Origin of the sequence: Microbispora sp. GKU 823 (genome assembly GCF_002027145.1) — a bacterium.
In the GTDB taxonomy this organism is placed as follows: domain Bacteria; phylum Actinomycetota; class Actinomycetes; order Streptosporangiales; family Streptosporangiaceae; genus Microbispora; species Microbispora siamensis.
Genome location: NZ_MWJN01000025.1, coordinates 31,142 through 57,632, shown reverse-complemented (window position 1 = coordinate 57,632; position 26,491 = coordinate 31,142). Strand labels below are relative to the sequence as shown.

The 26,491-nt window shown below is 70.9% G+C and carries 25 protein-coding genes and 3 pseudogenes; 10 read left to right on the top strand and 18 right to left on the bottom strand.

What is annotated here, in order from left to right; genetic code table 11:
- Positions 1-43: 43 nt before the first annotated feature.
- The gene (locus B1L11_RS15830; protein WP_079315188.1) at positions 44-1,141 is read left to right on the top strand and encodes a DUF4037 domain-containing protein; all 1,098 of its coding nucleotides are present in this window, start codon (positions 44-46) and stop codon (positions 1,139-1,141) included.
- A gap of 52 nt (positions 1,142-1,193) precedes the next feature.
- Here B1L11_RS15830 and B1L11_RS54855 read toward each other — a convergent pair whose 3' ends face one another.
- The 5 genes and pseudogenes from B1L11_RS54855 to B1L11_RS15810 all read right to left on the bottom strand — a co-directional run bounded on the left by B1L11_RS54855 (position 1,194) and on the right by B1L11_RS15810 (position 5,272).
- Positions 1,194-2,054 (bottom strand): family 20 glycosylhydrolase, encoded by an 861-nt coding sequence (locus B1L11_RS54855; protein ID WP_372974680.1) that lies wholly within the window; start codon positions 2,052-2,054, stop codon positions 1,194-1,196.
- Positions 1,937-2,776 (bottom strand): family 20 glycosylhydrolase, encoded by an 840-nt coding sequence (locus tag B1L11_RS54850; protein ID WP_372974679.1) that lies wholly within the window; start codon positions 2,774-2,776, stop codon positions 1,937-1,939. The genes B1L11_RS54855 and B1L11_RS54850 overlap by 118 nt, the downstream gene beginning before the upstream one ends.
- A gap of 85 nt (positions 2,777-2,861) precedes the next feature.
- Positions 2,862-3,737: an N-acetylmuramoyl-L-alanine amidase gene (locus tag B1L11_RS15820; RefSeq protein ID WP_079315187.1), complete on the bottom strand. Its 876-nt coding sequence runs from the start codon at positions 3,735-3,737 to the stop codon at positions 2,862-2,864.
- Positions 3,738-3,803: 66 nt separating this feature from the next.
- Entirely contained in the window at positions 3,804-4,070 is a 267-nt protein-coding gene (locus tag B1L11_RS15815; RefSeq protein ID WP_079315186.1) for a hypothetical protein, read from the bottom strand.
- 114 nt (positions 4,071-4,184) lie between these two features.
- Positions 4,185-5,272: pseudogene (locus B1L11_RS15810) on the bottom strand (LacI family DNA-binding transcriptional regulator).
- Positions 5,273-5,508: 236 nt separating this feature from the next.
- On the opposite strand from B1L11_RS15810, the gene B1L11_RS15805 reads away from it, so the two are divergent.
- A complete protein-coding gene (locus B1L11_RS15805; RefSeq protein ID WP_256862580.1) occupies positions 5,509-6,189 on the top strand; it encodes a TetR/AcrR family transcriptional regulator in 681 nt (226 codons plus the stop codon).
- A gap of 228 nt (positions 6,190-6,417) precedes the next feature.
- On the opposite strand, the gene bldC is transcribed toward B1L11_RS15805, so the two are convergent.
- Both bldC and B1L11_RS15795 read right to left on the bottom strand, forming a co-directional pair.
- Positions 6,418-6,621 carry a developmental transcriptional regulator BldC gene (bldC, locus tag B1L11_RS15800; protein WP_013133571.1) on the bottom strand — a complete coding sequence of 68 codons (204 nt, stop codon included), beginning with the start codon at positions 6,619-6,621 and terminating at the stop codon, positions 6,418-6,420.
- A 406-nt stretch (positions 6,622-7,027) separates the two neighbouring features.
- The gene (locus B1L11_RS15795; protein ID WP_079315214.1) at positions 7,028-7,894 is read right to left on the bottom strand and encodes a hypothetical protein; all 867 of its coding nucleotides are present in this window, start codon (positions 7,892-7,894) and stop codon (positions 7,028-7,030) included.
- 134 nt (positions 7,895-8,028) lie between these two features.
- Here B1L11_RS15795 and B1L11_RS15790 point away from each other — a divergent pair, with 134 nt between their 5' ends.
- Together B1L11_RS15790 and B1L11_RS15785 are read left to right on the top strand one after the other, a co-directional pair.
- Positions 8,029-9,147 (top strand): Glu/Leu/Phe/Val dehydrogenase dimerization domain-containing protein, encoded by a 1,119-nt coding sequence (locus B1L11_RS15790; protein ID WP_079315185.1) that lies wholly within the window; start codon positions 8,029-8,031, stop codon positions 9,145-9,147.
- Between the two features lie 151 nt (positions 9,148-9,298).
- Positions 9,299-9,529 carry a DUF3073 domain-containing protein gene (locus B1L11_RS15785; RefSeq protein WP_079315184.1) on the top strand — a complete coding sequence of 77 codons (231 nt, stop codon included), beginning with the start codon at positions 9,299-9,301 and terminating at the stop codon, positions 9,527-9,529.
- A gap of 379 nt (positions 9,530-9,908) precedes the next feature.
- Here the strand turns inward: B1L11_RS15785 and purM are convergent, their stop codons facing one another.
- Together purM and purF are read right to left on the bottom strand one after the other, a co-directional pair.
- The gene (purM, locus tag B1L11_RS15780) at positions 9,909-10,937 is read right to left on the bottom strand and encodes a phosphoribosylformylglycinamidine cyclo-ligase (RefSeq protein ID WP_079315183.1); all 1,029 of its coding nucleotides are present in this window, start codon (positions 10,935-10,937) and stop codon (positions 9,909-9,911) included.
- Positions 10,934-12,370: an amidophosphoribosyltransferase gene (purF, locus tag B1L11_RS15775; protein ID WP_079315182.1), complete on the bottom strand. Its 1,437-nt coding sequence runs from the start codon at positions 12,368-12,370 to the stop codon at positions 10,934-10,936. The genes purM and purF overlap by 4 nt, the downstream gene beginning before the upstream one ends.
- 181 nt (positions 12,371-12,551) lie before the next feature.
- On the opposite strand from purF, the gene B1L11_RS46845 reads away from it, so the two are divergent.
- Positions 12,552-13,094: a DUF4190 domain-containing protein gene (locus B1L11_RS46845; protein ID WP_179155165.1), complete on the top strand. Its 543-nt coding sequence runs from the start codon at positions 12,552-12,554 to the stop codon at positions 13,092-13,094.
- A gap of 13 nt (positions 13,095-13,107) precedes the next feature.
- Here the strand turns inward: B1L11_RS46845 and B1L11_RS15765 are convergent, their stop codons facing one another.
- From B1L11_RS15765 to B1L11_RS48335, 4 genes and pseudogenes are all read right to left on the bottom strand, one after another.
- Positions 13,108-13,548 carry a sterol carrier family protein gene (locus B1L11_RS15765; protein ID WP_143737303.1) on the bottom strand — a complete coding sequence of 147 codons (441 nt, stop codon included), beginning with the start codon at positions 13,546-13,548 and terminating at the stop codon, positions 13,108-13,110.
- Between the two features lie 253 nt (positions 13,549-13,801).
- A pseudogene (locus B1L11_RS50905) lies at positions 13,802-14,707 on the bottom strand (FAD-dependent oxidoreductase); the annotation flags it as partial.
- Positions 14,704-15,294 (bottom strand): NAD(P)H-binding protein, encoded by a 591-nt coding sequence (locus B1L11_RS15755; protein ID WP_218671151.1) that lies wholly within the window; start codon positions 15,292-15,294, stop codon positions 14,704-14,706. The pseudogene B1L11_RS50905 and the gene B1L11_RS15755, both read right to left, overlap by 4 nt.
- Positions 15,291-15,566 (bottom strand): SDR family oxidoreductase, encoded by a 276-nt coding sequence (locus B1L11_RS48335; RefSeq protein WP_218671150.1) that lies wholly within the window; start codon positions 15,564-15,566, stop codon positions 15,291-15,293. Before B1L11_RS48335 ends, B1L11_RS15755 begins: the two co-directional genes overlap by 4 nt.
- Before the next feature lie 81 nt (positions 15,567-15,647).
- On the opposite strand from B1L11_RS48335, the gene B1L11_RS15750 reads away from it, so the two are divergent.
- Positions 15,648-16,598 (top strand): Lrp/AsnC family transcriptional regulator, encoded by a 951-nt coding sequence (locus B1L11_RS15750; protein ID WP_079315179.1) that lies wholly within the window; start codon positions 15,648-15,650, stop codon positions 16,596-16,598.
- Positions 16,599-16,665: 67 nt separating this feature from the next.
- On the opposite strand, the pseudogene B1L11_RS15745 reads toward B1L11_RS15750, so the two are convergent.
- Positions 16,666-18,053: pseudogene (locus B1L11_RS15745) on the bottom strand (MFS transporter).
- A gap of 157 nt (positions 18,054-18,210) precedes the next feature.
- On the opposite strand from B1L11_RS15745, the gene B1L11_RS15740 reads away from it, so the two are divergent.
- On the top strand, positions 18,211-18,906 hold the full coding sequence (locus tag B1L11_RS15740; protein ID WP_079315178.1) for a TetR family transcriptional regulator: 696 nt from the start codon (positions 18,211-18,213) through the stop codon (positions 18,904-18,906).
- Here B1L11_RS15740 and B1L11_RS15735 read toward each other — a convergent pair.
- Positions 18,813-20,264, bottom strand: coding sequence for an MFS transporter (locus tag B1L11_RS15735; RefSeq protein ID WP_079315177.1), 1,452 nt, complete (start codon positions 20,262-20,264; stop codon positions 18,813-18,815). The genes B1L11_RS15740 and B1L11_RS15735 overlap by 94 nt on opposite strands.
- 342 nt (positions 20,265-20,606) lie before the next feature.
- Here B1L11_RS15735 and B1L11_RS54005 point away from each other — a divergent pair, with 342 nt between their 5' ends.
- Positions 20,607-21,473, top strand: coding sequence for a collagen-like protein (locus tag B1L11_RS54005; protein ID WP_218671149.1), 867 nt, complete (start codon positions 20,607-20,609; stop codon positions 21,471-21,473).
- A 170-nt stretch (positions 21,474-21,643) separates the two neighbouring features.
- The gene (locus B1L11_RS15725; protein WP_079315176.1) at positions 21,644-22,300 is read left to right on the top strand and encodes a class I SAM-dependent methyltransferase; all 657 of its coding nucleotides are present in this window, start codon (positions 21,644-21,646) and stop codon (positions 22,298-22,300) included.
- Between the two features lie 8 nt (positions 22,301-22,308).
- Here the strand turns inward: B1L11_RS15725 and B1L11_RS15720 are convergent, their stop codons facing one another.
- From B1L11_RS15720 to B1L11_RS15715, 3 genes are all read right to left on the bottom strand, one after another.
- Positions 22,309-22,734, bottom strand: a complete 426-nt coding sequence (locus B1L11_RS15720) for a type II toxin-antitoxin system VapC family toxin (protein WP_079315175.1) — start codon at positions 22,732-22,734, stop codon at positions 22,309-22,311.
- Entirely contained in the window at positions 22,731-23,000 is a 270-nt protein-coding gene (locus B1L11_RS45240; protein WP_143737299.1) for a hypothetical protein, read from the bottom strand. Before B1L11_RS45240 ends, B1L11_RS15720 begins: the two co-directional genes overlap by 4 nt.
- Positions 23,001-23,065: 65 nt before the next feature.
- Positions 23,066-24,229, bottom strand: a complete 1,164-nt coding sequence (locus B1L11_RS15715; protein ID WP_143737298.1) for a CdaR family transcriptional regulator — start codon at positions 24,227-24,229, stop codon at positions 23,066-23,068.
- Between the two features lie 108 nt (positions 24,230-24,337).
- Here B1L11_RS15715 and B1L11_RS15710 point away from each other — a divergent pair, with 108 nt between their 5' ends.
- The gene (locus tag B1L11_RS15710) at positions 24,338-26,446 is read left to right on the top strand and encodes a M6 family metalloprotease domain-containing protein (RefSeq protein ID WP_179155164.1); all 2,109 of its coding nucleotides are present in this window, start codon (positions 24,338-24,340) and stop codon (positions 26,444-26,446) included.
- Positions 26,447-26,491: the final 45 nt, after the last annotated feature.

Genomic DNA, 26,491 nt, shown 5'->3' with positions numbered 1-26,491 from the left:
GCCCGGGAAAGCCGGTTGCCCCGCGCGACGGAGCCTGCGGAAGATGTCGGCTGTGGGAGACGGGCACGTACGCGGACTGGAGCTGTCGCGGCGGTTCTACCTGGAGGCGGTGGCGCCGCTGCTGGCGCGGCGCTTCGGCGGCCTCACGCACACGGCGGCCCTCGTCGGTCCGGGCTCCGAGGTGCTCGGCTACGACACCGAGCGGTCCACCGACCACGACTGGGGCCCACGGCTGCAGCTGTTCCTGAGCCCCGAGGACGCCGCCGCCCACGGCGAGGCCGTGGACGCGGCGCTCGCCGGGAGCCTGCCGCCGAAGTTCCTCGGCTATCCCACGAGCTTCGGCCCGCCCGCGTCGGACGGCACCCGGCGCATGGAGACGACGGACGGGCCGCGCCGGCACGGAGTGGTGGTGGCCGACCTGACCACATGGCTCACCGGGCACCTCGGGTTCGACCCGATCGCGGGCGTCGGCCTGTCCGACTGGCTGGCGACGCCCACCCAGACGCTCGCGGAGGTCACGGCGGGGGAGGTCTTCCACGACGGTCTGGGCCTGCTCCTGCCGGTCCGGCGGCGCCTCGCCTGGTATCCCGACGACGTCTGGCGCTACGTCCTGGCCTGCCAGTGGCGGCGCATATGCCAGGAGGAGGCGTTCGTGGGCCGCGCCGGCGAGGCCGGTGACGAACTGGGCTCCGCCGTCACCTGCGCCCGTCTGGCGCGGGACCTCATCCGGCTCGCCCTGCTCATGCACCGCCGCTACCCGCCGTACGGCAAGTGGCTGGGCAGCGCCTTCGCCGCCCTGCCGTGCGGCCCGGCTCTGGCGCCCGTGCTCGGGGCGGCCGTGTCGGCCACCGACTGGCGGGAGCGCGAGCGCCACCTCGCCACCGCCTATGAGGCGCTCGCGGCCCTGCACAACACCCTCGGCCTCACCGCGCCCGTCGATCCGCGCACCCGGCCCTACCACAGCCGGCCCTTCCGGGTGCTGCGCGCCGAGCGCTTCACCGAGGCGCTGCTGGAGACCATCGCCGATCCGGAGGTGCGGCGGTTGCCGCTGACCGGCGCGGTGGATCAGTACGTCGACAGCACCGACGTGCTGTGCGATCGCCCCCGCGTGCGGCGCGTCGCCGACGCGGCGCGGCCTTAGAGGCTGGGCCGGGTGGAGTCGGCCGACAGGCTGAGCTCGTGCAGGTGGCGCATCACGTCGTGCACGGCGACGGCGCCCGGGCGGTGGCGACGCCATCCGGTGCCGCCCCGCTGCCAGGGCCGCGGGCCGGACAGCGGGCGGTACTCCACGCCGAACGCGTCCAGCCGCTCCAGATGGGTATCGAGGCGGCGGAAGAAGTCCTCAGGCCCGGCCGGCCGCCGGTCCACGCGACCTCGGCCGCCGCGCAGCCCCGGGGCCAGGCGCGGTAGTCGAGCGTCCGGCCGTCCGGGATGCGCTCGCTCCACAACTGGAACTGGACGCCGATCACCCGGGCACGCTCCTCCTCCGGCCACTCGGACGGCGCGGGCGCGAAGGCCGCCACGTCGGCCACGGTGATCGCGTCCCCCAGGCCGGCCGGCTCCTCGGGCGAGGCCGCCTCGGCGTAGTCGAAGTACATCGGGAAGACCGGCGTCGCCACCACGTCGTGCCCCGCCGCCGCGGCCCGGCGGGCGACGTGCTCGCCGCGCCACGGCATCACGATCGTGTCCGGCCGCAGCCTGCCGCTGACGAACGCCTCGTCCCACACCACCGTGCGGCTGCCGCGCTCGGCCAGCGCGTCGGCGAGCCGCCGCAGGAACCAGGCGTGCAGGTCACCCGTGCTCTCCAGCCCCAGCGAGGCCTGGTACGCCGAGATCTCGGCCGACGCCGCCCAGTCGTCGAGCACGCACTCGTCGCCGCCGATGTGGAAGTAGGGCACGTCGCCCAGGGCGTCGGCGATCTCGCCGAACACGGTGGTCAGGAAGTCGACGGTCGCCGGAAGCGGGGACAGGATCGCCGACGAGATGCCCCACCGGTCCAGCACCTCGTAGCGCTCCTGCGGCCGGGACGCCAGCGAGGGATAGGCCGCCAGCACGGCGGAGGCGTGCCCCGGCACGTCGATCTCGGGCACGACGACGACCGCCCGGGCCCGGCGTACGCCGCGATCTCCGTCAGGTCGGCGAGCGTGTAGTGACCGCCGTGGGGGACGCCGTCGAAGGCGAGTTCCTCCCCCTTGTGGCTGGTGATCGTCCGGGGGCGGTGCGAGCCCACCTCGTGCAGCAGCGGGAACGCCCTGCTCTCCACCCGCCAGCCCTGGTCGTCGGCCAGGTGGAGATGCAGCCGGTTGAGCTTGTGCAGCGCCATCAGGTCGATCATCCGCAGCACCTCCCGCTTCGGCAGGAAGCTGCGGGCCACGTCGAGGTGTGCACCACGCCAGGAGAACTCCGGGGCGTCCTCCACCCGCCCACAGGGGACCGTCCAGGACGTCCCGGGCACGAGGGCCGACCGGAACGCCTCGGCCGGCAGGAGTTGCCGCAGCGTCTGCCCGGCGTAGAACGCGCCCGCCCGGTCTCCGGCCGCGATGCGCACGCCGTCGCCCGCGATCGTCAACGCGTACGCCTCCGGCCCGAGCCGGGGATCCTCCTCCATCCGTACGGCCGCCGTGGCGGCGTCGCCGGGCCTCAGGTCGAGCACGGGGAGCGCGAGCCGTACGGCGTCGGTGAGCGGGGCCGGGCCCGACACGGTGGAACCGGGGGCGATCTCGGCCGACTCCGAGCGCGTCTCGGCGAGCCTCGGCAGGGGAAGGAGATGGTTCATGCCGCCGATGATGCCAAAACCCACCGACAGCCCGGCCACCCCGTCCACAGCCCCCTGAAAGCCGCTGAGGGCCGTCCAGGCGCGGTCAGCGGGCGGAGGTGAGGTAGTTCTCCAGGCCCTTCGCCAGCGACTGAGCGATCTTCGCGCGGAACGCGGGGTCCTTGAACCTGGCGGCGTCCTTGGCGTTGCGCATGTTGCCGCACTCGATGAAGATCTTCGGCACCGTCGACAGGTTGAGCCCGCCGAGGTCGCTGCGATAGTTCAGCGCCTGCCTGCCGATGTAGTTCGAGTACGGCAAGCCGGTGCCGCTGTGGAAGGCGTCCCGCACGTTCTCACCGAGCCGCGCCGAGTCCTTCACGACCGGATCGACCGGCCCGCCGATCTTCTTCGGCATGATGATGTGGAAGCCGCGAAGGTTCGCCGCCGCGCCGTCGCCGTGGATGGAGATCGCCGCGTCCGCGTGGGCCCTGTTCCCGATGGCGGCCCGCTGGTTGATGCAGGGACCCCACTCGGTGCTGCTCGTCCGGGTGAGCTTGACCTTGGCCCCTTGGGCGCGCAGGAGCTTCGCGAGCCTGTTGGACACGTCCCAGGTGAAGGCCGCCTCGGTGTAGCCGTCGTTCGTCGACGTGCCGGTCGTGTCGCAGGCCTTCTTCTGGTTGGAGATGTCGACCAGCTGGTTGATCTCCTTGGTGTGGCGGAAGTTGCCGCCGTTGTGGCCCGGGTCGATCACCACGACCTTCCCGGCCAGCGGCAGGGCCTCCGTCTCGGAGGCGGCCGTACGGGTGGTCGGGGCGGCCGTCCCGGAGGCGTCCGTCTGATCCTGGGTCGCGGCCGGCCGTCCGAGCTGGGGCGAGGCGGCGGGGGCCGAGGCCCCCGTGTCGGAGACCTCAGCGCCGCCGCAGGCGACGGCTCCGACCCCGCACAGGGCCAGGGCTGCGGCGGCGAGTGGTCGTCTGATCACGGTCGAAATCCCTTCCCGGAGGTGTGGTCTCCCCAACCTAACCGGAACGGAGTCGTGATCAGACCGTTATGCCGGAAACCTGCCCACCCACGCCGGCTCGGGGACCTCCTGCCGATGCAGGAGAGCGGCCAGCTCACGGGCATCCTCGGCGTCGAGGCCCAGCACCACGCGGGGCCGTCCCCAGGGGTGGTCGATCGAGTGGGCGACGTAGCTCGCCACCGACTCGGCGACGTCCTCGCTGCCCAGCCCCCGGCTCTCCCTCCAGTGCGCCCAGGCCCGCTCCAGTTCGCCGGCGGCCCGCTGAGCGCAGGAGACCAACTCAGGATCACGCATGAATCCCCCCGATTCCCGGTCGCCGGCCCGCGGGCAGCCCTTCCGCGACCCGCCGGGGGCCGGCGCCACGGCTGAAGTCAACACCGGCCGCGAGGGGACACGTCGGTGATTGACCTAGCTTTGGCCACCGCTTGGAGCGGGCCCGGTGCTGCGCCGTACGACGAGTTGCGGGCTCACCTGCCGCAGCCGGGCGGTCTTGCCCGGCTCGGTGATGCGGTCGCTCAGCAGCGCCGCCGCCGAGCGGCCCATGGCCCGCCGGGGCTGGTCCACGCTGGTCAGCGAGATGTGGGTGACGGAGGCGAGATGCGTGTTGTCGTATCCGACGACCGACAGGTCCTCGGGCACCCGCAGCCCCAGCTCGCTCGCCGCGGTCAGCACGCCCATGGCCACGATGTCGTTCGCCGCGAAGATCGCCGTCGGCCGGGGTTCGCGCTTCAGTAGCGCCAGCGCCGCGCGCCGCCGCCCTCCTCGCTGAAGTCGCCGTGCTCGACCATGATGTACGGCGCCAGCGCGTGGCGGCGCATGGCCACCAGGTAGCCCTCGCAGCGGCAGCGGGCGGCCGACGACGGGGCGCCCTCGATGTGGGCGATGCGCCGGTGGCCCAGCTCCACGAGGTGGTCCACCGCGAAGCGGGCGCCGAGCTGGTCGTCGTCGACGACGATGTCCACGCCCTCGAGTTCGACGTCGCGTTCGCCGACCACCACGGTCGGCGTGTAGGCCGCGGCCTCGGCCAGGGTGTCGCTGGACGGCGCCACCCCGAGCAGGACCAGTCCGTCCACCCGCAGTTCGAGGAAGGCCTCGACGGCCTCGTCCTCGAACGCCGGGTCCCAGCGGCCGCTGCCGATCAGCAGCCGCAGCCCGTCGCCGTGCAGGCTCTCCTGCAGGCCGTCGAGGAACTCGGCGTAGAAGGGGTTGTGCAGGTCGGCCACGAGCGCGCCCACCAGGTGGGTGCGCCCCTCGACCAGGCTGCGGGCGACGGCGTTCGGGCGGTAGCCGAGCTCCCGGGCGGCCTGGAGGACCGCCTCCCTGCGGTGCTCGCTCACGTGCGGGGAGCCCCGCAGCACGAGAGACACCAGCGACTTGGAGACTCCTGCCCGCTCGGCCACGTTGCGGATCGTCGGGCGTGGCCGCGGGCTGAACCCATCGGACAGTCCGCCGGTGGGGATCGTGACCCCGACGTCTTTCCGGGCAGTGGTCTGCATGGACGGTCCTGACATGGTTCTCCCCACGATGCGTGGACGTGCACCTGACACACCAAACGATCGAGTCGCCCAGAGGGTACGGGTTGATCGCGGTAAGACAGGATCCTTCCTCTAATCGGGCGTTGGGAAGGTTAGCCGCACCACGGGTAGGACGCCGGAACCGGGAGGGGGTTAGAGGGGGACCCTTGATTCGGCCGGTCCCCCTCCCAGAGGGCCGATTCGCTAGGGTGCGGAGTGTGAGTGCCACACGCCAAGCGGAAGACGGCGCACGTCCGGCGCGCCGCAGGCTCAGCGTGGACCGGCGGCGGGAGGAGCTCATCGCCGCCGCGCTCGAGCTGTTCAGCAGGCACGACGCCGAGGACGTCTCGATCGACGACGTGGCGGCTTCCGCGGGCGCGTCGAGGGCGCTCGTCTACCACTACTTCGGCGGCAAGCAGGAGCTCTACGTGGCGGCCCTGCGCAGCGCGGCGGCGGAACTGCAGGCGCGGTTACAGACGCAGGGCGAGGGCGGGCCGCTGGAGCAGCTCAGCTCGGGCCTGACCCGTTACTTCGACTTCGTCGAGGAGCACGCGGCCGGCTTTGCCGCGTTGCTCAGGGGAGGCCCGGCCAACCGCGCCGGGGAGATCGGCGAGATCGTCGACGGGGTGCGGCAGCGCATGCTGCGCATGATCATTCATCAGATGAGGGTCGACGCGCCCGGTCCGGCGCTGCGCGTCACGCTGAGGTCGTGGGTCGCCTCGGTGGAGACGGCCGGCCTCGACTGGCTGGAGCACCGCGACATGGAGCGGGCCGAGCTGGAGCGCCTCCTGGTGGACCAGATGGTCGCGCTCCTGCGGGCGGCGAGCGGGCACGATCCCGGGGTGCGGGTGCTGCTGGAGACCCTGCTGCCCGCCGTGAACGGCGAGGCCGTTTCCTGAACCCCTCAACGCATTCGCGACGAGGTACGAAGACCAGGGCGTACGTATGGGGAGACGGGGGAGCCGCCGGGGCGGACGGAACGGACCGTGCACGCGGGGAGGCGCCGGGCGGGCGGCGCCGACCCCAGATCCCTCCCATGACCCGTAGCGGTCACGGGAGTGTGGTGGACGCGCTCACATCCCCGACGCGAGCGCGCCGTCGTCCCCCCGTGGCGTGGCGGCCACGTCCTACTCGGACCGCTGCTGCGGAATCCCCGCGAGCAGTGCCCGGACCTCGGTCTCCCGGTACCGCCGGTGACCGCCGAGGGTGCGGATGGACGTCAACTTGCCCGCCTTCGCCCACCGGGTCACGGTCTTGGGGTCGACGCGGAACATCGTGGCGACCTCCGCCGGGGTGAGCAGCGGCTCGGCCTCGGGTGTACGAGCTGACATTTGTGCGGCCTCTCCTCCGTGTGGACCGCCGGCAGCGATCCTGCGACTTGTCTGGCGCAAGTGCCCCTTCCGTCAATCCCTGCCCTGGCGCGTCGCACCACTCTGGACACCGCTTGGTCTGGGCAAATCTTGTCGGTCGCGGCACTGTCACGGATGTCCTTCAATGATCCAAAACGTGCGGTTTCTAGGATCATTTACGGCATCACCCGATGTGACCATACAGCCACGTAGTGCGATTGGCGAGCCCTCTGGGCACAACGTCTCGACCACGGGTTGATGTCACGCTCGGTGATTCTAGCGACACGTTTCGTGGTATCGCAGTGAAAACGGCAAACTACTCAGTTCGTAGATGTGAGATCGACTATGCCATGACCAGAATCGGCAGGTCAGGGCGTGTTCATGACCGTCAGTTTGCCGATTCCAGGGCGCGGATCGACCTCCAACGGAGGATGACCCGCTGATACATCGCGAAGGCAAGTTCTTCCTGACCGTTGTCCAAACCCGCGAGGGCCGTCGCCACCTCGGCGACGGACTGGTCGCCCTGCAGGGTCCTGTCGTCCATCAGATGGACGAGGCCGCCGTAGTCGAGCTCCACCAGCGAGTGGGGGTGGAACTCCTCCAGCCAGCGGCCCACCTCCTCGACCTCGGTGAGGGCCGCCACCTGTCCGACGTGCCTGCGGATCACCACCAGTGCCCGGGCCACCCGGCGCCGGGCCTGTGCCATCGAGGTGACGTACAGCATGTTCCTGGGCGGCGCGGCGGTGGTCTGCGCGCCCGCCTCGGACGGCTGCTCCGAGCCCAGCACGAGCCAGCGCTCGGCCGAGTCGAACGGCACGAACCACGCGATCGGCACATGCCAGGTGCTCGTGCGGATGTGGGTACGAAGGGATTGCTCTCCCCGCTTGAACCGGTCGAAGTCGTCGGCGGTCTGCTCCGCGATGGCCTGGGGCACGAACCGGGAGGCGAGCTTGACCGGGACGCTCCCGCGGAACGACGCGAACGCCAGCCACGACCGCAGCCTGCTCTGCCAGGGGCAGACGTACAGCGTCTCCTCCACCCGGCGCAGGTACGCGTTGGGGCTCTCCCGCTCGGGCGCCGGCAGCGGCGGGACCGACAGCAGGCGGCGGACCGCCTCGCCGTGTTCGACCTCGAGCGCGCCTGCCCGGCGCGGCCGGTCGCGCGATTCGGCGTACCGGGCCCACCGAGCCTGATCCTGAGGGGCGAAAGCGGTCAGCGGCTCGTACACACGGAGATAGGCGGCGTAGGGGAGCACACCAGAATCGTGCCACGTCGCCGGACACATGTGCAGCACCATCTCGGCTTTTCATGATCGTTTCGCGGGTGCGTCGGATAAGCTGAAGGCCGATCGCCGCAACGAGGCGGCGTACACGATCAGGAGTCACCACCGTGACCGACGTTTTCGGGCTGTCCCACAAGGATTCCAGCTCCGGCGGCGACACGAACCCCGCCCAGCCGGTGCGACACGAACAGGTCGTCTTCTGCTCCGACGAGCGCAGCGGCCTTTACGCCATCATCGCGATCTACAGCACCGCCCTCGGACCGGGGCTCGGCGGCACCCGGTTCTATCCCTACCAGAGCGAGCAGGCCGCACTCGCCGACGTGCTCAACCTCTCCCGGGCCATGGCGTACAAGAACGCGCTGGCCGGCCTCGACCACGGCGGCGCCAAGGCCGTCATCATCGGCGACCCGACGACCGACAAGAGCGAGGCACTCCTGCGGGCCTACGGCAGGTTCGTCCAGTCGCTCGGCGGGCGCTACTACACGGCCTGCGACGTGGGCACCTACAGCGAGGACATGGACGTGGTGGCGCGCGAGTGCTCCTACGTCACCGGCCGCACCCCGGCGCACGGCGGCGCCGGAGACTCCTCCATCCTCACCGCGTTCGGCGTGTTCCAGGGCATGCGGGCCGCCGCCGACCACGTGTACGGCGCCTCCTCCCTGAGCGGCAGGCGGGTCGGGGTCGAGGGGGTCGGCAAGGTCGGCCGCCGCCTGGTCGACCACCTGATCGAGGACGGGGCCGAGGTCGTGATCTGCGACGTCGACGAGCAGGCCGTCGAACGGGTGCGGCGGCGCCACCCCGCCGTCGAGGTCGTGGCCGACGCCGCCACGCTCGCGAGCTCCGACATCGACGTGTACGCGCCCTGCGCCCTCGGCGGCGCGCTGGACGACGAGACCGTCCCCCGGCTCAAGGCGAAGATCGTCTGCGGCGGCGCCAACAACCAGCTCGCCCATACCGGCGTCGAGAAGCAGCTCGCCGAGCGGGGCATCCTGTACGCCCCGGACTACGTCGTGAACTCCGGCGGGGTCATCCAGGTGGCCGACGAGATCGAGGGCTTCGACATGGAACGGGCCCGCGCCCGGGCGGCGAAGATCTTCGACACGACCTTGAAGATCTTCCGCTCGGCCGAGGAGGAAGGCGTCCCTCCCGCCGTCGCAGCGGATAGGCTGGCAGAGCGGAGAATGTCAGAAATCGGTCGGCTAAGGGGTATTTGGCTCCGGCGCTGACCGCCGCCGCTCGTACGACGTACCGAGCGGCGCACAAACCAGGTACGGTAATAGGCGAACGAGAGACTGACGCCTGAAGTCAGGTGGCGTCGGTGCGCGGTGCGTTAGTGACGAGGGGTCGGGCACGGCCCCGCATGAGGGGGTCGAGCCAATGGGGCGCGGCCGAGCCAAGGCCAAGCAGGTCAAGGTCGCCCGTCAGCTGAAGTACAACAGCGGCGGTACGGATCTTGAGCGCCTGCGCGCGGAGCTCGGAGTCGTGGACGCCGACGATTCCGGCCACAGTGACGAGCATGACCCTTACGACGAGTTGGCTGATCGCTACGCCGATTACGCGGCCGTCGACGACGACGACGGCGACGACGATCGCCGTGGGCGGCGTTGACCCGGTTCTGATCGCCAGGTGAGTGACCCGGCGGGGACGTTCCCGCCGGGTTCTCTCAATGTCCGCGAGCGCTCTCCCGCATGCCTCGCCTCCGGTACGGAGACGGGCGCGGGGTGAGAGCCGGCCGGTCGCACTGTCACAGTCGGTCGGCGTCATCGGCGTGTTCCACCATTCGTCGAGTCCGCCGGGCTGTCGAACTGGTGCATCTTCTGTAGCCGGATGTCCCTCGCCGCCTCCCCCGATGTGACGGATCGCATACGGGTGGCGTCGGTCACCATGAGGTGTGGCCGGACCGCTCGGCTGCGGCGCTCCGGACGACCGGCCGTGGCCGTCACGACCTCCGTCGGGCGATCGTCCATCGGGCCGGGCGGCCCGGACCTCACTGACGGAAACGGGCTCGTCCCTCGCCAGGGACGACCTCGCCCAGCACCCAGGCGGGCAGGCCGCGACCGTTCAGCAGGGCGAGCGCCTTGTCGGCCTCCGCCGCCGGGACGATCGCGCACATGCCCACGCCGAGGTTGAACGTCTTGTCCATCTCCTCCTGGGGCACGCCGCCGCGCCCGGCCAGCACCTCGAAGATCGCGGGCGGGGTCCAGGAGTTCCGGTCGAGAAGGGCGTCCACCGTGCCCGGCAGGGACCTGGCCAGGTTGGCCGCCAGCCCGCCGCCGGTGATGTGGGCCAGGGCGTGCACCTCGGTCTCCCGGATGAGCGCCAGGCAGTCGAGCGAGTAGATGCGGGTGGGCTCCAGCAGTTCCTCGCCGAGCGTGCGGCCCAGCTCGGGCAGCTCCTGCTCCAGGCCCAGCCCGGCGGTCTTGATCACGTGCCTGACCAGCGAGTAGCCGTTGGAGTGGACGCCACTGGAGGCCAGCCCGAGCACCACGTCCCCGGGCACGACCCGATTGGGGCCGAGCAACTCGTCCGCCTCGACGACCCCGGTGCCGGCGCCCGCGAGGTCGTACTCGTCGGGGCCCATCGCGCCGGGGTGCTCGGCGGTCTCCCCGCCGACCAGCGCGCAGCCGGCGAGCCGGCATCCCTCGGCCACGCCGCCCACGATGTCGGCGATCCGCTCGGGCACGACCTTGCCGCACGCGATGTAGTCGGTCATGAACAGCGGCTCGGCCCCGCAGACCACGAGGTCGTCCACGACCATGCCGACGAGGTCGATGCCGATCGTGTCGTGCTTGCCGAGCTGCTGGGCCAGCATGACCTTGGTGCCCACGCCGTCGGTGGACGTGGCCAGCAGCGGCCTGCGGTAGCGCAGGAACGCCGAGGCGTCGAAGAGCCCGGCGAAGCCGCTGGCGTCGTCCACGACCTCCGGGCGGCGGGAGCGCGCCACCCGCGACTTCATCAGCTCGACCGCGCGGTCGCCGGCCTCGATGTCGACGCCGGCGTCGGCGTAGCTGGTCATCGCTGAGCCTCCAGCACGAACTTGCCCACCCTGTCGTCCTCGATCGGAATGGGGTACTCACCGGTGAAGCACGCGCGGCAGAGCCGGTCGGCCGGCAGCGTCGTCGCCCGGGTGAGCCCCTCAAGGGAGATGTACCCGAGGGAGTCGGCGCCGAGCGAGGAGCGGATCTCCTCGACCGACAGCGACCCGGCGATCAGCTCCGCGCGGGTGGCGAAGTCGATGCCGTAGAAGCACGGCCAGGCGACCGGGGGCGAGGAGATCCGGACGTGGACCTCGGTGGCCCCGGCCTCGCGCAGCATCTTCACGATGGCCCGCTGGGTGTTGCCGCGCACGATCGAGTCGTCCACGACCACCAGGCGCTTGCCCTCGATGACCTCGCGCAGCGGGTTGAGCTTGAGACGGATGCCGAGCTGGCGGATGGTCTGCGACGGCTGGATGAACGTCCGGCCGACGTAGGAGTTCTTCACCAGGCCCTGGCCGTACGGGATGCCGCTCTGCTCGGCGTAGCCGATGGCGGCGGGGGTGCCGGATTCGGGCGTGGGGATCACGAGGTCGGCGTCCACCGGGTGCTCGCGGGCCAGCACGCGGCCGACCTCGACCCGGGTGGACTGCACGCCGCGCCCGGCGATCGTGGTGTCGGGCCGGGCGAGGTAGACGTACTCGAACAGGCAGCCCTTGGGCTCGGCGGGCGCGAAGCGGCGCGAGCGGACCCCGCGCTCGTCGATGGTCAGCAGCTCGCCGGGCTCGATCTCGCGGATGAACGACGCGCCGACGATGTCGAGGGCGGCGGTCTCGGACGCGACCACCCAGCCGCGCTCCAGCCGGCCCAGCACGAGCGGGCGGATGCCCTGCGGGTCTCGGGCGGCGAACAGCGTCGTCTCGTTCATCCAGACGAGCGAGTAGGCGCCCTTGACCTCCGGGAGCAGCTCGGCCGCCACGTCCTCGACCGGGCGCGAGGAGTCCTGCGCCAGGAGAGCGGTGAGCACCTCGGTGTCGGTCGTCGCCCGGGTGGAGCCCGGCGTGAGCCGTTCGGCGAGGTAGGCGGTGTTGATCAGGTTGCCGTTGTGGGCGAGCGCCAGCCCCTTGCCGTCGCTGGAGTTCAGCGTGGGCTGCGCGTTCTCCCAGACGCTCGATCCGGTGGTGGAGTAGCGGCAGTGCCCGATGGACAGGTGTCCCCGCAGGGTGCCGAGGATCGACTCGTCGAAGACCTGGGCCACCAGGCCCATGTCCTTGTAGACGAGGATGCGGTTGCCCTCGCTGACCGCGATGCCCGCGGACTCCTGCCCGCGGTGCTGCAGCGCGTAGAGGCCGTAGTAGGTGAGTTTGGAGACGTCCTCCCCGGGCGCCCATACGCCGAAGACGCCACAGGCGTCCTTCGGAGCGCGGTCCTGGGGGTCGAGGTCATGGCCCAGCCGGCCGTCGCCCTTCAACACGTACTTGAGTCTATTTGGGCGTTGGCGCTGCTCAAACCTGGGCATGCCCGTGAGGCGCCGGAAGCATCACCCGGCCTTTGCCGTGTCTCCCCTGCTCACAGGCGGATTTCGGGGGAGTCTGGGGTTTCGGGCAGGCCCCAAGAATCGGATATGGCCCTGAATCGGTACGGGAGGGATGATCGTGGCGACACCCGACGACCCCGGGCGCCCACGGGAGCCGTACGGCCCGGGGGCCCCGGAGGAGCGGGAGCCGTCGGCCGGGACGCCCGAAGGACCCGCAGGGCCGCCCTACGGAGGCCCGCCCTACGGCCAGCCTCCTTACGGTCAGCCGCCGTACGGGGGGCCGCTGCCGCCGCCTCCGGGACCCGGGGGACCTCCCGGTGGGCCCTGGGGGCCTCAGCCGGGCGGCGGGCTCGGGACGGCCGCGCTGGTGCTCGGGATCTGCTCGATCGTCCTGCTGCTGGTCTGCGGCGTCGGCACGCTCGTGGCGGTCGTCGGGCTCGTCCTCGGCATCGTGGCGATCGCCAGGAACTCCAACCGGGGCAGGGCGGTCGGAGGCGTGGTGCTGAGCACGCTCACTCTGCTGCTCGCCCTGATCATGAGCGTGGCGCTCTACAACTGGTTCCACACCAGGCATGTCGGCGAGTGCTTCGACCGGCGGCTCTACCCCACCCAGGAGGACGCGCAGCGCTGCGTGCAGAACAAGCTCTCCGGGTTCCGGTGACCCCGGGCGGGGGTCACCAGAGGGGGAGCAGCGCGGACAGGTCGGCCCGGGAGCCGCTGGCCGCGATCTTCCCGGCGTCGGTGGCGCCGGCCCAGGACAGCCGACCCGTGGCCAGTTCGAGCCAGGTGCGGGGGTCGGTCTCGATGACGTTGGGCGGGGTGCCCCGCGTGTGCCTGGGCCCCTCCACGCACTGCACGGCGGCGTACGGGGGGACCCGCACCTCCACCGACCGTCCCGGCGCCCGGGCGGCCAGTTCCTCCAGCAGGTGCCGTACGGCGGCGCGGGCGGCGGCCCTCACCGGCGTGAGCCCAGCGTCGTAGGCGTCGAGCACGGCCAGCACGCACGCGTCGCCCGCCCTGCTCTCGGGACCGTCGAACGGCGGCCGTCCGAGATCGGCGAGCTGGGCGTCGAGCGCCTCTCTGATCTTTCCCGGGTCGAGTCTGCGTGCCGGCACCGGCCCATTGTCCCGGATCCGCCCCCGCTCGATCGCGGGGGAAATGATGGGCGGTCTCCGTACGCTCCGCGGGGTGGCGGAGCCGGTACGGGGACGTCAGCTTGGGGAGCGGGTCCTGGCCGAGGACCCGTACGCCGTTGGCGGCGGAGGCGCGGACCGCCGCGAAGCCGGAGTCGATCATCTCGCGCTCGTACGAACGCAGTTCCGCGATCAGCAGTTCCGGGATCAGGGGACGGCCACCGGCGAGAGCGGCGGCCAGGCTCGCGGCGTCCCGGAGGGCGAGGTTGGCCCCGGCGCCCCCCGCCGGGCTCATCGCGTGGGCCGCGTCGCCGAGCAGCGTGACGCGGGTGGTGTCCCAGGGGGCGATCGGAACGCTGGTGCGCAGCACCAGCGGGAAGATCTCCCGCCAGTCGGCGAGCATCCGCCGGATGCGGGGATGCCAGCCGGACGTCATCTCCATGACGAGGGATCTGAGCAGGTGCGGCTCCGGCGGCAGCTCTTCGGTGCGGGCGCTGAAGGAGAGGGTGGCGTAGTCGCGGGTGTGGGCGATGCCCACCACGCGGTGGCCGGGCCCGGTGACCGCGCTGAACACGTGGTCCAGGTCCTCGGCCGACTCTCGCGGGATCTTGCCGTAGAGCTGGGTGAGGCCGGTGCCGACGACGCGGGCGTGCGGCAGATACTGCCGGCGTACGGCGGAGCCGACGCCGTCGGCGCCCACCAGCACCTCGCCGGTGGCGGTGGTGCCGTCGTCGAAGCGCGCGGTCACATACTCGTCCTCCGCCTGGAAGGCGGTGAGGCGCTTGCCATAGGTGACCAGCCCCTTCACGTCGGCCAGCAGGGTGTCACGCAATTCCTGCCGGTCGACCGACAGGTGCCGGCCGCCGAAATCGTGCTCTTCCAGCACCCGCAGTGCCGGATCGAGACGGACGAACCGCGGCCCGGGCGTGTGGGCGGCGGCCAGGAACGCGGCCCAGCGCTCGGGCGCGAGCACGGATGCCAGCGCGTCGATGCCCAGGTCGCCGAGATGGAGACGGTATCCCTGCCCACGGATCACGGGCGAGGCGTCGCGTTCGTAGACGGCCACGTCGACGCCGGTCCCGCGCAGCCCGTTGGCCAGGGCCAGCCCGCCGAGACCGGCCCCGATGACGATCACTCTCATCGCCGCTCACCGCCGAAGTCGGCCGCGTGCTCGGCGGCCCACGCCGACAGCGGTGTGGCCGGAGTGCCGGTGATGTCGAGCACGGCAGTGGTGACGGCGGGCGGCGGGGCGGCGATCAACGTGGCGTACCCGCCGAGCAGTTCGTCCACGAAGCCGTCGGGAAAGCCGGGATCGGCCAGCAGCCTGGCGCGTTCCTCCTCTCGTGTCAGCTCGTGCCAGCGCAGCGGCCGCCCGGTCGCCTCGCCGATGATCCGCACCTGCTCTTCCTGGGTGAGGACCTCGGGTCCGGTGAGCGTGTATCGGCGCCCGGCGTGCCCGTCCTCCGTCAGGGCGCGTACGGCCACCGCCGCGATGTCGTCCTCGTGGATCGGCACCGTCTTCAGTTGCCCGTAGGCGCCTCGCACGATGTCACCGGCCTTGATCTGCTCGCTCCACCACAGCGTGTTGGCCATGAAGGTGCTGGGGCTCAGGATCGTCCACTCCATGCCGGACTGCTCGATGAGGTGTTCCACGGTGGCGTGCCAGCGGGCGACCGCGGTGGGCTGCAGCTCGGGGGCCACGCCCGGGCGTGCGTCGCCACCGGTCATGAAGACGACCCGGCGGGCGCGGCGCTTGAGCGCGCGACGAGGGGCCGGGCGGGTTCGGCCGAATGGAACGGCCACATCAGGAACGCCGCCTCGACACCGTCAAGGGCGCCGGGCGCGTCCAGGTCCGGAGTGACGACCTCGACGCCCGTGGGGAGGCCGGCGGTACGCGGGCGGCGGCTGGTCGCCCGTACGGCGGCGCCCGCCCGGGCGAGCCGCTCCACGACGCGCCGGCCGACGGTTCCCGTGCCGCCGAAAACCAGGTAAGTGCTCATGCGCCCACGATCACTTCTCACCTGCGCCGCCCGCAGGCCGGAGGCATCTCCGCGGCGAGAAATCGCATGAAATTATGAGATATGGAGAAAACCAGCGTGCTGGACGGCCTCGATGGTGCTCTCGTACACGCGCTTCAGATCGACGGCCGGGCTTCCTTCCGCCGGATCGCCGAGGTCGTCGGCACCTCCGAGCACACCATCGCGCGCCGCTACCGCAGGCTGCGCTCTCAGGGGCTCCTGCGGGTGGTCGGGATGCTCGACGGCACCCGCTTCGGGCAGACCGCCTGGGCGGTGCGCCTGGTGTGCACGCCGGACGCCGCCGGGCCGGTGGCCGAGGCGCTGGCCCGGCGTGAGGACACCGTCTGGGTGCGCCTGCTGTCCGGCGGCACCGAGATCGCCTGCGGCGTCCAGGCTGGCGGGGAGGGAGACGACCTGCTGCTGAGAAAGCTCCCCAAGACGCCGCGCGTCGTCGCGATGTCGGCGCACGCCACGCTGCACATGTTCGCCGGATGGCGCAGCCGGACCGTCGTGCTCTCGGACGAGCAGGCCGCACGCCTGCGCCCGGATCACGTGGACGAGCACGAGATCAGCCTGGACGACGAGGACCGTGCCCTGATGCGGGTGCTGGCCCGGGACGGGCGGGCCGGCTTCGGCGAACTGGCGGCGGCGGCCGGGTGCTCGCAGACCACGGCCCGCCGCCGGCTGGAGCAACTGCGCGCCGGCGGCGCGCTGCGCTTCGATGTCGAGATCCCCGCCCGGGCGCTCGGCTACCATGCCGAGGCCTGGTTGTGGATGAAGGTCGAGCCACGGGCGCTGACCACGGTCGGCGCGGCCATGGCCGGGCACGCCGAGGCCGATGTGGTGGCCGCCACCACCGGCCCCACCAACCTGATGGCCGGGGTGACCTGCCGGGACACCCGGGCCCTCTACCGCTACCTGACGGAGCGGGTGGCGACGCTGGACGGAGTGCGCGAGGTGGAGACCGCCCCGGTGATCCGCACCGTCAAGCGGGCCGGTGCCCTGCTGCCCTGAGCCCTGCTGCCCTGTTGCTTTCGTGCTCTGCTGTCCTGCTTTCCGGCTGTCCTGAGCCCCGTTGCCCTCAGCCCCGGGAGTCAGGCGACGGGCTCGGCCACGGCGGGTTCGCTGGGCTCGGCGGAAGCGGCGGCGGCCCGGGTGCGGCGCAGGGAGTAGACGCTGACCGGGACGCGACCAGCACGATCGCCGCCGCGATCACCAGCGTGAACCGGTACGCCTCCAGGAAGGCGTGCAGCGGAGCGCCGCCGACCGCGCTCTGCCTGGCGCTCAGAATCGCGCCCAGGATCGTGATGCCGAGCAGGCCGAAGACCTCACGGGAGACGTTGAGCACGCCCGAGGCCACGCCCGCCCTCGCGGGGGGCATCGCGTTCAGCACCACGTTGGTCAGCGGGACGAGCAGGCCGGCGCCCGCGCCGTACAGCAGGAACCAGGGGAGCAGGTCGCCGTAGTGGGAGCCCTCGCCGGCGCTCGACAGGCCGCCGACGGCCACCGCCATCAGGCCGAGGCCGACGGCGACCGTGCCCGCGCTGCCGAAGCGCTCGGCGATCCGCGGTGAGACGCTCGCGATCACCGCCATGAGCAGCGCCATGGGCACGAAGCCCGCGCCCGCCGCCGTCGGGGAGAACCCGAGCGCGCTCTGCAGGTAGAGCGCGGTGAAGAAGTAGATGCCGAAGACGCCGAACGACCACAGGCCCATCGACAGCAGGCCGCCGCTGAAGACCCGCTCACGGAACAGCGTGAGGTCGATCATCGGCTGCGCCGTACGGGACTCGACGACCAGGAACGCGACGGCGGCCACCGCGAAGACCGCGAACGCCCCGATGATCGGCGCCGAGGTCCACCCACGCGACTCGCCCTCGATGAGCGCGTAGGTGAGGGCGAACAGCGCCACGGCGGAGGTGGCCAGGCCCGGCAGGTCGAGGGACGCCCGCCCGGACGAGGCCCGCTCGACCCTGATCGAACGCAGGCCGATCACGGCCGCGACCACGCCGATCGGCAGGTTGATCAGGAAGATCCAGCCCCAGTCGGTGTTCTCGCTGAGAAACCCGCCGGTGAGCGGCCGATCGCGAGGGCCAGGGCGCCGACCGCGCTCCAGATGCCGACGGCCGTCGCCCGCTCGCGCGGATCGGGGAAGATCCGCGGCAGCAGGGCCAGCGTCGACGGTGTCACCAGCGCCGCGCCGAGCCCCTGCACCGCCCGCGCCGCGATCAGCGTCTCCTGGCTCCCGGCGAGGCCCGCCGCCACCGACGCGAGCGTGAAGACCGCCAGGCCGCCGAAGAACGCCGTCCGGGGGCCGAAGACGTCCGCCAGGCGTCCGCCGGCGAGCAGCAGGCCCGCGAACACCAGGATGTACGCGCTCACGATCCACTCCAGGCCGGAGATCGTCAGCCCCAGGTCCCGCTGGATCGTCGGCAGAGCCACGTTGACCACGTTGTTGTCCAAATAGGTCATGAATGTCGCGAGCGCCACCGCGACGAGCGCCCACCACCGTCCGGACATGTGTCCTCCTCTTGTACGCAGTACATGTACGGCGTACATGTACGGTGCATAGGAGACCTTGTACGGCGTATAGTTGTCAAGTGCCGAGGAGGTAGGGAGGCTGCGGGCCATGGCGAACACGGAGCGGCTGAGCCGCCTGAGTCTGGTCGAGAAGGCCGTCGAGCTGGCCGACGCCGAGAGTCTGGAGTCGGTAACGGTGCGACGGCTCGCCCAGGAGCTCGGGGTGACGCCGATGGCCCTCTACTGGCACGTCAAGAACAAGGACCAGTTGCTCGTCTGCGTCGCCGACCACCTGCTGGCCGAGGTCACCCCCGAGTTCGAGCCGGCCGCGCCGTGGAACCTGCGGCTGCGGGCGATGGTCGAGGCGCTGGTCGGGGTGATGCGGCGGCACCGGTACATGCCGGGGCTGTTCGGCATGGTCGAGAAGCAGGAGCTCCCGAGCTTCAGCCGCGCGACCGACACCGCGCTCGACCTGCTCGCCCAAGCGGGTTTCACACTGAGCGAGGGCTACGCCGTCTCCACATACCTGCTGCACGGCGCGATGGCTCTGGTCGACAACGAGCCCGGCTGCCCCGGCGCGTTCACCGCAGCGGAGGCGGCCGAGTTGCGCCGGCAGAAGCGGCTGTCCCTGGAACGGCTCCCCGCCGACGAGTTCCCCCGCATCGTCGAGTACGCCAAGACGATGGAGGAGGAGCCCGACCTCGACGCCTACTACGCCTTCGGCCTGGATCTGCTGATGTCCGGGGTCGAGGCCATGGCCGCGAAGAGGACGCCGAGCAGCGCGACGCAGAACAGCACGAGATAGGTGGTGCGGAACCCGGCCATGAGCTGCCGCAGCGCGACCGGGGACACCTGTGACAGCGTCCCCGCGTATACCTGGTCGCGCAGCGCCGGCGCCACCGAGGCGGTCAGCACGCTCAGCGTCGTCGCCACGCTGAGCACGACGCCGACGTTCATGACCATCAGGCGGAAGCCGTTCACCACGCCGCGGCTCTCCTCCGGCAGCGCGCTCATGACCTGCGTGGTGTTGCCGGTCAGGAAGACGCCGCTGCCGCATCCGCACACGAAGAGCCCGATCCCGATCACCCAGTAGGGCGTGGCCGGGTCGGCCGAGACCGTGAGGACGAGCAGCCCCGACGCCGTGAGCGCGCACCCGCCCACCGACAGCGCGTACGGGCTCACCCGGCGGCCCAGCGTGCCCGCCAGGGGAGAGGCGATGGTCATGCCCACGGGGACCGGCAGCACGCCCATCCCGGCCGCCAGCGCGTCGGCCCCGCGAGCGGCCTGGAAGTAGAGCCCGGCGAGCAGGATCAGCGACGAACGCGCCAGCGCGTTGGCGAACGACGCCAGATTGGCGCACAGCAGCATGCGCCCGCCGAACAACGTGAGGTTCAGCACCGGGTTGCGCGCCCTGCGCTCCACCGCGAACAACGCGGGGACGAGCGCGGCGGCGGCCACGCCGGGCAACGGCTCGCCCTGGCTGATGGCGATCAACACGGCCGACAGGGCGGCGAACACGATCAGGTTGCCCAGCGCGTCCACGGACTGCCGGGGACCGGCCGGGACCTTCCGCAGCACGGCCGCGCCCCAGGTGAGCGCGACCACGCCCGCCGGGACGTTGATCCAGAAGATCCACCGCCAGCCGAGCGTGTCCGCGATGAGGCCGCCGAGGGTCGGCCCGGCGAGCTGGGCCACCGAGAGCGTGGCCATGTAGACGCCCATCCCCTGGCTGAGCCGGTCGGGCGGGAAGGCGGCGGTGACGATCACCGTGCCGTTGGCCAGGATCATGGCCGCGCCGAGCCCCTGGAGCGCCCGCAGGGCGATGAGCACGCCGACGTCCGGTGCGATCCCGGCGAGCAGCGACGCGCTCGTGAACAGGGCGAACCCGACGAGGTAGACCTCCCGCCTGCCGAGCAGGTCCGCGACGCGGCCGAAGAACACCAGCGTCGCGGTGCTGATCAGCAGATGCGCGAGCAGGATCCAGCTCGACGCCAGCGGCCCGGCGTCGAAGTGCCGTACGACCGTGGGGAGGGCGACGTTCAGGGTGCTCGAGCTGAGCCCGATGAGCACGAGACCGAGCCCGGTGACCGAGCAGACCCTCCAGGCGTACCGGAGGGCCTTCGCATGGTCGGCTGAGCCTGGCTCTCGGGGGATGTCGGCCATGCCGACGATTTTGACGTACGCCGTACGTCCTGAATGTCCCAGGATCCACTCAGCGGGCGCGGCGCCGCCGCATTCGGTCGACGACGGATTGGAACGTTCTTGACCGTCCGGGCTTACGGATAGCGGAGATGCGCATACGTGATGTTTAGCGTGACAACCCACAAATCTCTTGGCGCGTGAATCACGTGCGTAACTTGTGTAATCCGCGCACTTCGTGTGTGCCTGAGAAAGGGAAGTCCCGTGGCTATCAAGTTGCCGGGCGGACGCACGATCGGCCTGATGACGGCTGGTGCTCTGGCTGGATCGGTCCTGGTTCTGGGTGGTGCGGCCACCGCTTCGTCGGTGAGTGACGCCGCCTTCTACGCGTGTGTGAACAAGAGCACGCGGTACATGCGCCTGGTGAATGCCACGACGACGTGTAAGACGACCGAGACCAAGGTGTCGTGGAACAGGACCGGTCCGCAGGGTCCGGTGGGGATCGGCGGCACCGGTCCGCAGGGTCCCGCCGGTCCGCAGGGTCTTCGTGGTCCTCAGGGTCTGCGCGGTCCGCAGGGCCCGAAGGGCGACACCGGTCCGCAGGGCCCCAAGGGTGCCGACGGCAAGGACGGCAAGGACGGCAAGGACGGCGCCACCGGCCCCCAAGGCCCGAAGGGGGACGACGGCAAGCAGGGTCCCAAGGGCGACGACGGCCCGCGCGGCCCGCAGGGTGAGAAGGGCGAGCGCGGCCCCGAGGGCCCGAAGGGCGACACGGGTCCTCGTGGCCTGCCGGGCGAGGACGGCAAGCCCGGCAAGGACGGCAAGGACGGCGAGCGTGGTCCCGCCGGTGCGCCGGGCCCCAAGGGCGCCGACGGCGAGGACGGCGCCCCCGGCAAGGACGGGAAGGACGGCAAGAGCGCCTGCGAGATCTGGAAGAAGAGCGCCTGCAGCTCCAAGGACGAGGCCGACTTCCTCAAGTGGCTCAAGGGCCAGGGCGGCAGCGGCGGCGACGCACCCGCCCTGAGCTCGCGGATGTCGAGCCAGTTCATCTCCGGAAACAGCGGGACCGCCTCCTGCGGGGCGGACGAGACGGTAACCGGCGGCGGCTTCAAGCTCAGCTCGAGCAAGACCGTCACGGGCAGCTACATGAGCGGTAACGGCTGGAAAGTCGAGCTGACGGGCAACGGCGAGGGGAACGGCATCGTTTACGCCGTCTGCACCAAGATCTCGTAAGAGCGGCCCGGTGGAGTCCGTGGGGGCTCCACCGGACGCGCCGCCCATGCTTGCCGTACGCGACGAGGCGTTGGCGTACGGCACTGCGAAGGCCCTTCCGGAGGGGTTACCGGAAGGGCTTCGTCGGTTCCTGGAGCGGTCGCCGGTTCCGGAGCCTAAGGTGTCCGATCATGACCGAGCCCTCGTACGTGCAGGCCGCCCGGGCCGCCTACGACGCGATCGCCGCGGACTACGCCGATCGCCTCCGGCACCAGTTGGACGACAAACCGTTCGAGCGCGCGATGCTCGCCATGTACGCCGAGATCGTTCGGGCGTCGGGCGTTCCGGGGCCGGTGGCCGATGTCGGCTGTGGGCCCGGCCGGATCACGGCACACCTGCACGCGCTCGGCCTGGACGTCTTCGGTGTCGACCTGTCGCCGGGAATGATCGCGGTGGCCCGGGGCGACCATCCGGGCCTGCGGTTCGAGGAGGGGGCGATGGCGGCCCTGGACATCGCCGACGAGGCCGTCTGCGGTGTCGTCGCCTGGTACTCGATCATTCACACTCCGCCCGAGCGGCAGCCGGCGGTGCTGGCCGAGTTCCACCGTGTGCTGGCCCCGGGCGGGCATCTGCTGCTCGCCTTCCAGGTCGGTGACGAGCCCTTCCACGCGGCGGAGGTGTTCGGCCGGCAGGTCGCGCTCGACTTCCACCGCCTGTCGCCGGACCGGGTGGCGGCAATGCTGGCCGAGGCGGGATTGCCGCTGGTCGCGCACCTGACGACAGAGCGCCGCGAATTCGAGCGAACCCCTCAGGCGTACCTCATCGCCCGCAAACCAGTGACCACCTGAGCGAACGCTCAGGGGAGCAACGTCAGCGCGGGGCAGTGACGAGGGCGGATGACGGAGAAATCCCGCCGGTCGAGGGTGGCGATGTGCCGGACGCCGAGGCGCTCGGCCAGCGCGACCACCGAGGCATCCGCAGGGTCGAGCCGTAAGGCGGGATAAGTACGAACCAGCTCGGCCATGCGACGCAGATCAGCGGGGGTGATCGCGACGAGGGTGAAGTCGCCGGTGCTCGTGGTGGCATGGAGTTGATCGAGGAAAGCCGCGTGAGTTGCGGGGCCCCCATACTTGTTGATCAGCCAGCACGCCTCGATCAGGACGGTGATGGGCAGCAGAAGCGGCCCGGGAAGCTCTTCCAAGAGGCGTACACATGCCTCGTGGTGCTTGTCGCCGCGATGGGCGGCCGCCACGAGTGGGCCTGTATCAAGCAGGGTTGTCACACTGGTCTAGTAAAGTGCTCGCGAAGATAGTCCTCAGCACGTTCAGCCAGATCGGCTGGGCCGTCATCGAGAATCCCCGCGAATGCGATACGTCGGCGAGATTTCCGGGTCGGTAGGGGGCTTTCCTGGCCATGCGGCTTGAGCGTCTCGGGAATGTAGTCGGCCAATTCGGGATCGGTCTCGACCAGTCGCAGAAGGCGACGCGCCTGGTCGGGCGGAAGCTGGTCGACCAGGTGATGCAGTTCGTTGTGCGCAGGAGTCGCCACCCCACGAGTCTACGGCAGACGCTGTACGGCAGGCAGAAATCCTGGGTCGCCTTGAAATCGGGCAATCAGCGGTTTTCGGTCTCGGCTGGGAGGGGGGAAGGGCGGTAGCGGCCGGAGAGGCGGGCGAGTTTGAGGCTGAGATGCAGGCTCAGCCGCTCCTCGCCGTCTCTGAGGTCGGTCTCCGCCAGTTCCTCGACCCGGCGAAGCCGGTAGTAGAGCGACGTGCGGTGCAGACGGAGCCGGCGGGAGACGGCCTGGGCGTTGCCGGCGAGGTCGAGGTAGATCTCCAGCGTCTCCAGCAGCGGCCGGTGCTGGGCCTCGTCCAGCAGCCGTGCCAGCCCCGGATGGAGGTTGCCGTGCGGCACTCCGGACAGCATGCGGTAGACGCCGAGGAGGCCCCACTCCGCCGAGCGCCCGAACTCCGGCACCTTCGCGACGACCTCGGCGGCGTGCAACGCCTCCTCGTACGACTCGGCCGCGAGGGAGAGCGAGGGGCGCGGCGAGCCGATCCCGACCAGGACCGGCGTCCCGAGGGCTGCGTGCATCTCCTCGGGGAAGGCGCGGGTGCCCGCGGTGAGGATTACGGCATGGTCGTAGCGGACCAGGTGCAGGGGATGGTGCCTGGCCAGGCGCCGCCGCAGGGCCAGCAGCCCGCGCTCCAGCGTCAGCCGCAGGGTCTCGTCGGCCCCGCCGTGCACGGGCTTGGCGACCGCCACGGTCACGGGCGTGCCGTGGGGAAACGCGCCCGCCTCGATCAGCGTCCTGCTGGCGTCGGGCTCGCGCAGCAGCAGGCCGGTGACGGCTTCAAGTTCGCGGCGCGAGGCGAGCTCGGAGGCCAGGCTCTCATGGAACAGGGTCAGGGCCAGAGTGGGCGCGGCCTCCGCCGCGACCGCGATCTCCGGCTCGGTCATGGCCGGGGCCGCGTCGATGAACCAGAGGAAGCCGAGCGGCAGGCCGTCGTGCCGTACGGGGACGCAGACCCGCGGCAGCAGCCCCAGCTCCGGGGCGCCGGGCGTGCGCAGCGGCTCGGTCGCCTCGTGGATGCCCGTGGAGCGCAGGAAGTCGCGCACGTCGGGGGTGGTGTGGCGGCGCAGGATCGAGTGGCGGCGGACGTCGTCCATGGGCCCGTCCTGCTCGCTGTAGGCGACGACGCGCTGGCGGCCGTCCTCGAGCAGCAGAGGTCTTTCGAGGCGAAGGGCGAGGTCGTCCACGATTCGCTGCAGATCCACCACTCGGCCTCCACCTGGACGCTTCGACATATGTAGGAGAAGGGCCCGTTCGTCTTCCCTACAAGTGACCGATGATCTGCGTCAATAGTCTCTATAGCGTCATAATTCGTGAAACTCTCAAAAACGCTGTTCCCGGGCATACTGGCGGCCATCGCGCTCGCCCCGCTCGCGTGGACGGCGGCTCCCGCCTCCGCGGCCCCCGGTGGAGACCCCGATCACCCCTGGCGCCGTGACCACTGGCCCCAGATCCAGCCCTGGCAGCGCGACGAGCCGGACGAGGCTCAGGCCCTGCACGGCCGCGCGTCCCGGGTCGTCGCGCCGATCGATCCGCAGAACTGGAAGAACCCCGACCACATGACGTGGGCGGACTACAAGAAGATCCCGGGCACCGACTGGGCGAACCCCGCCAACAAGGGCTCCACGCGCACCTTCAAGGGCGCGCTGGTGCTGGTGGACTACCCGAACCAGCCGTTCGTGGTCACCCAGCCCCAGAACTCGACGGTCTTCGGCAACCCCAGCGCCGAGGCCCACGACATCCCGCGTGACAAGGTCGCCAAGTTCTACCAGGACTTCCTCAACACCCCGAACCAGCTCAACAAGGGCCACACCCTGCACGAGTACTGGATGGAGGACTCCGGCGGCCGGTACGGTGTCGAACTCACCGCGTTCGGCCCGTACCGCATGCCGGGCAAGTCGCACGAGTACGCGATGGAGTACCAGCGCGACGCCTGCCCTGCGGGGGACAGCTGCAACAAGAACCTGCGCGCCGACGGCAACGCCGCCTGGCTCGCCGACGTCGGCAAGGACGTCGCCTCTCAGTTCGACTTCGTCTTCTACCTGAGCGCCGGCCAGGACGAGTCGTCGACCTGGCAGGAGTTCGGCATGATGAAGTTCCCCACCAAGGAGGCCGTCACCGACGACTTCGGGCCGCCGGACCCGAACCTGCCCAACTGGTCCAAGACCCGCTATGTGGAATGGACGTCCTGGGCCGCCGGCTCGACGTTCTGGCCCAACGCGAACATCGGCGTCGACTCCGTTCAGGCCGAGAGCTCCGGCCAGGGGGTCTTCGCCCACGAGTTCAGCCACATCCTCGGCGTCCTGGACAACTACAACAATCCGTACGGCAACCCGCCGGTCCGGGCCTACACCGGCATCTGGGAGATGCTCAGCCGCGGCAGCTTCAACGGTCCAGGCGGCCCGCACAGCCGCTGGCTGATCCCGCCCACGGCGGGCGCGTCGATGGGCGCCCAGCACATGCTGCGCAACAAGATCAAGCTGGGCATGGTCGACGAGGACAACGTCCTGCGCCTGTCGCGTGAGGCGCTCCGCGACTCCGGCCTGGTGGTCGCCAAGGTGACCGCCCGCGAGATCCAGCCGGGCGAGGGCGGGCTGACCGGCGTCAACATCTCCTTCGACACCGGCGACAAGTCCACCGGGTCGTGCAGCCAGCGCACCAACCCGCTCTGCGACGGCGGCGGCTACGACAACTACACCGTCGAGGTCGTCGACCGGATCGGCAGCGACTCCTTCACCCCCGACTCCGGCGTGCTCCTGGCCAAGACCAAGAACCAGGACCGGGCGCCGTTCGAGTGGGTGATCGACGCCAACCCGCAGGACATCAACATGACCGACTACGTGCTGCCCGACGGCACCAAGGTCCCGATCACGATCGGCGACTACCGGCAGCTCGCCGACGCCCTCTTCCACGCGGGCACCGACTCGGGCAGCCAGTACGAGTACGTCGACGAGGTCAACCGCCTGCACTTCTACGTCACGGACGTGCAGCGCGACGCCAAGGGGATCCTGTCGTACACGGTGGCGATCAAGTCCCTCGACGGCGCGGGCCCGCAGAAGCGGGGCGTGAAGCTGCTGCCGGGCGCGGGCGTCCCCGCCGCCCAGAAGGGCGTGTCGATGTGCAGCTTCCCGCTGTTCAACACCGGCAAGGCCGCCTCCGCCCAGGGGCAGCACCCCGAGGACGTCAGCGCGTACCTGAACAGTGACGTCTACCGGCTGAAGGCCGAGGTCGAAGGGAACGGCTGGACCACGATCACGCCCAACGCCCTCGCGGCCGTCGACTTCGGCGGCAAGCGGACCGTCACCGTCTTCGCCCAGCAGTCCGCGGGCGGCAGCCGTCACGCCACGGTGAAGCTCACGGCCACCTCCGAGAGCGACCCGTCCACGACGATGACCGCCACCTGCCACGTCAACGCAGTCTGACGGCACGCGAGAGGCGGGCAGGCCGTGTGACATGAGAAGGGCCCT

Excerpts from the sequence above, each read along its gene's own strand:
- B1L11_RS15830 (WP_079315188.1), top strand. The coding sequence starts at position 44 with ATGTCGGCTGTGGGAGACGGGCACGTACGCGGACTGGAGCTGTCGCGG.
- B1L11_RS54850 (WP_372974679.1), bottom strand. The coding sequence starts at position 2,776 with ATGAACCATCTCCTTCCCCTGCCGAGGCTCGCCGAGACGCGCTCGGAG.
- B1L11_RS15815 (WP_079315186.1), bottom strand. The coding sequence starts at position 4,070 with ATGCGTGATCCTGAGTTGGTCTCCTGCGCTCAGCGGGCCGCCGGCGAA.
- bldC (WP_013133571.1), bottom strand. The coding sequence starts at position 6,621 with ATGTCAGCTCGTACACCCGAGGCCGAGCCGCTGCTCACCCCGGCGGAG.
- B1L11_RS15785 (WP_079315184.1), top strand. The coding sequence starts at position 9,299 with ATGGGGCGCGGCCGAGCCAAGGCCAAGCAGGTCAAGGTCGCCCGTCAG.
- purM (WP_079315183.1), bottom strand. The coding sequence starts at position 10,937 with ATGACCAGCTACGCCGACGCCGGCGTCGACATCGAGGCCGGCGACCGC.
- B1L11_RS15755 (WP_218671151.1), bottom strand. The coding sequence starts at position 15,294 with ATGACCGGTGGCGACGCACGCCCGGGCGTGGCCCCCGAGCTGCAGCCC.
- B1L11_RS48335 (WP_218671150.1), bottom strand. The coding sequence starts at position 15,566 with ATGAGCACTTACCTGGTTTTCGGCGGCACGGGAACCGTCGGCCGGCGC.
- B1L11_RS15750 (WP_079315179.1), top strand. The coding sequence starts at position 15,648 with ATGGAGAAAACCAGCGTGCTGGACGGCCTCGATGGTGCTCTCGTACAC.
- B1L11_RS15740 (WP_079315178.1), top strand. The coding sequence starts at position 18,211 with ATGGCGAACACGGAGCGGCTGAGCCGCCTGAGTCTGGTCGAGAAGGCC.
- B1L11_RS15735 (WP_079315177.1), bottom strand. The coding sequence starts at position 20,264 with ATGGCCGACATCCCCCGAGAGCCAGGCTCAGCCGACCATGCGAAGGCC.
- B1L11_RS15725 (WP_079315176.1), top strand. The coding sequence starts at position 21,644 with ATGACCGAGCCCTCGTACGTGCAGGCCGCCCGGGCCGCCTACGACGCG.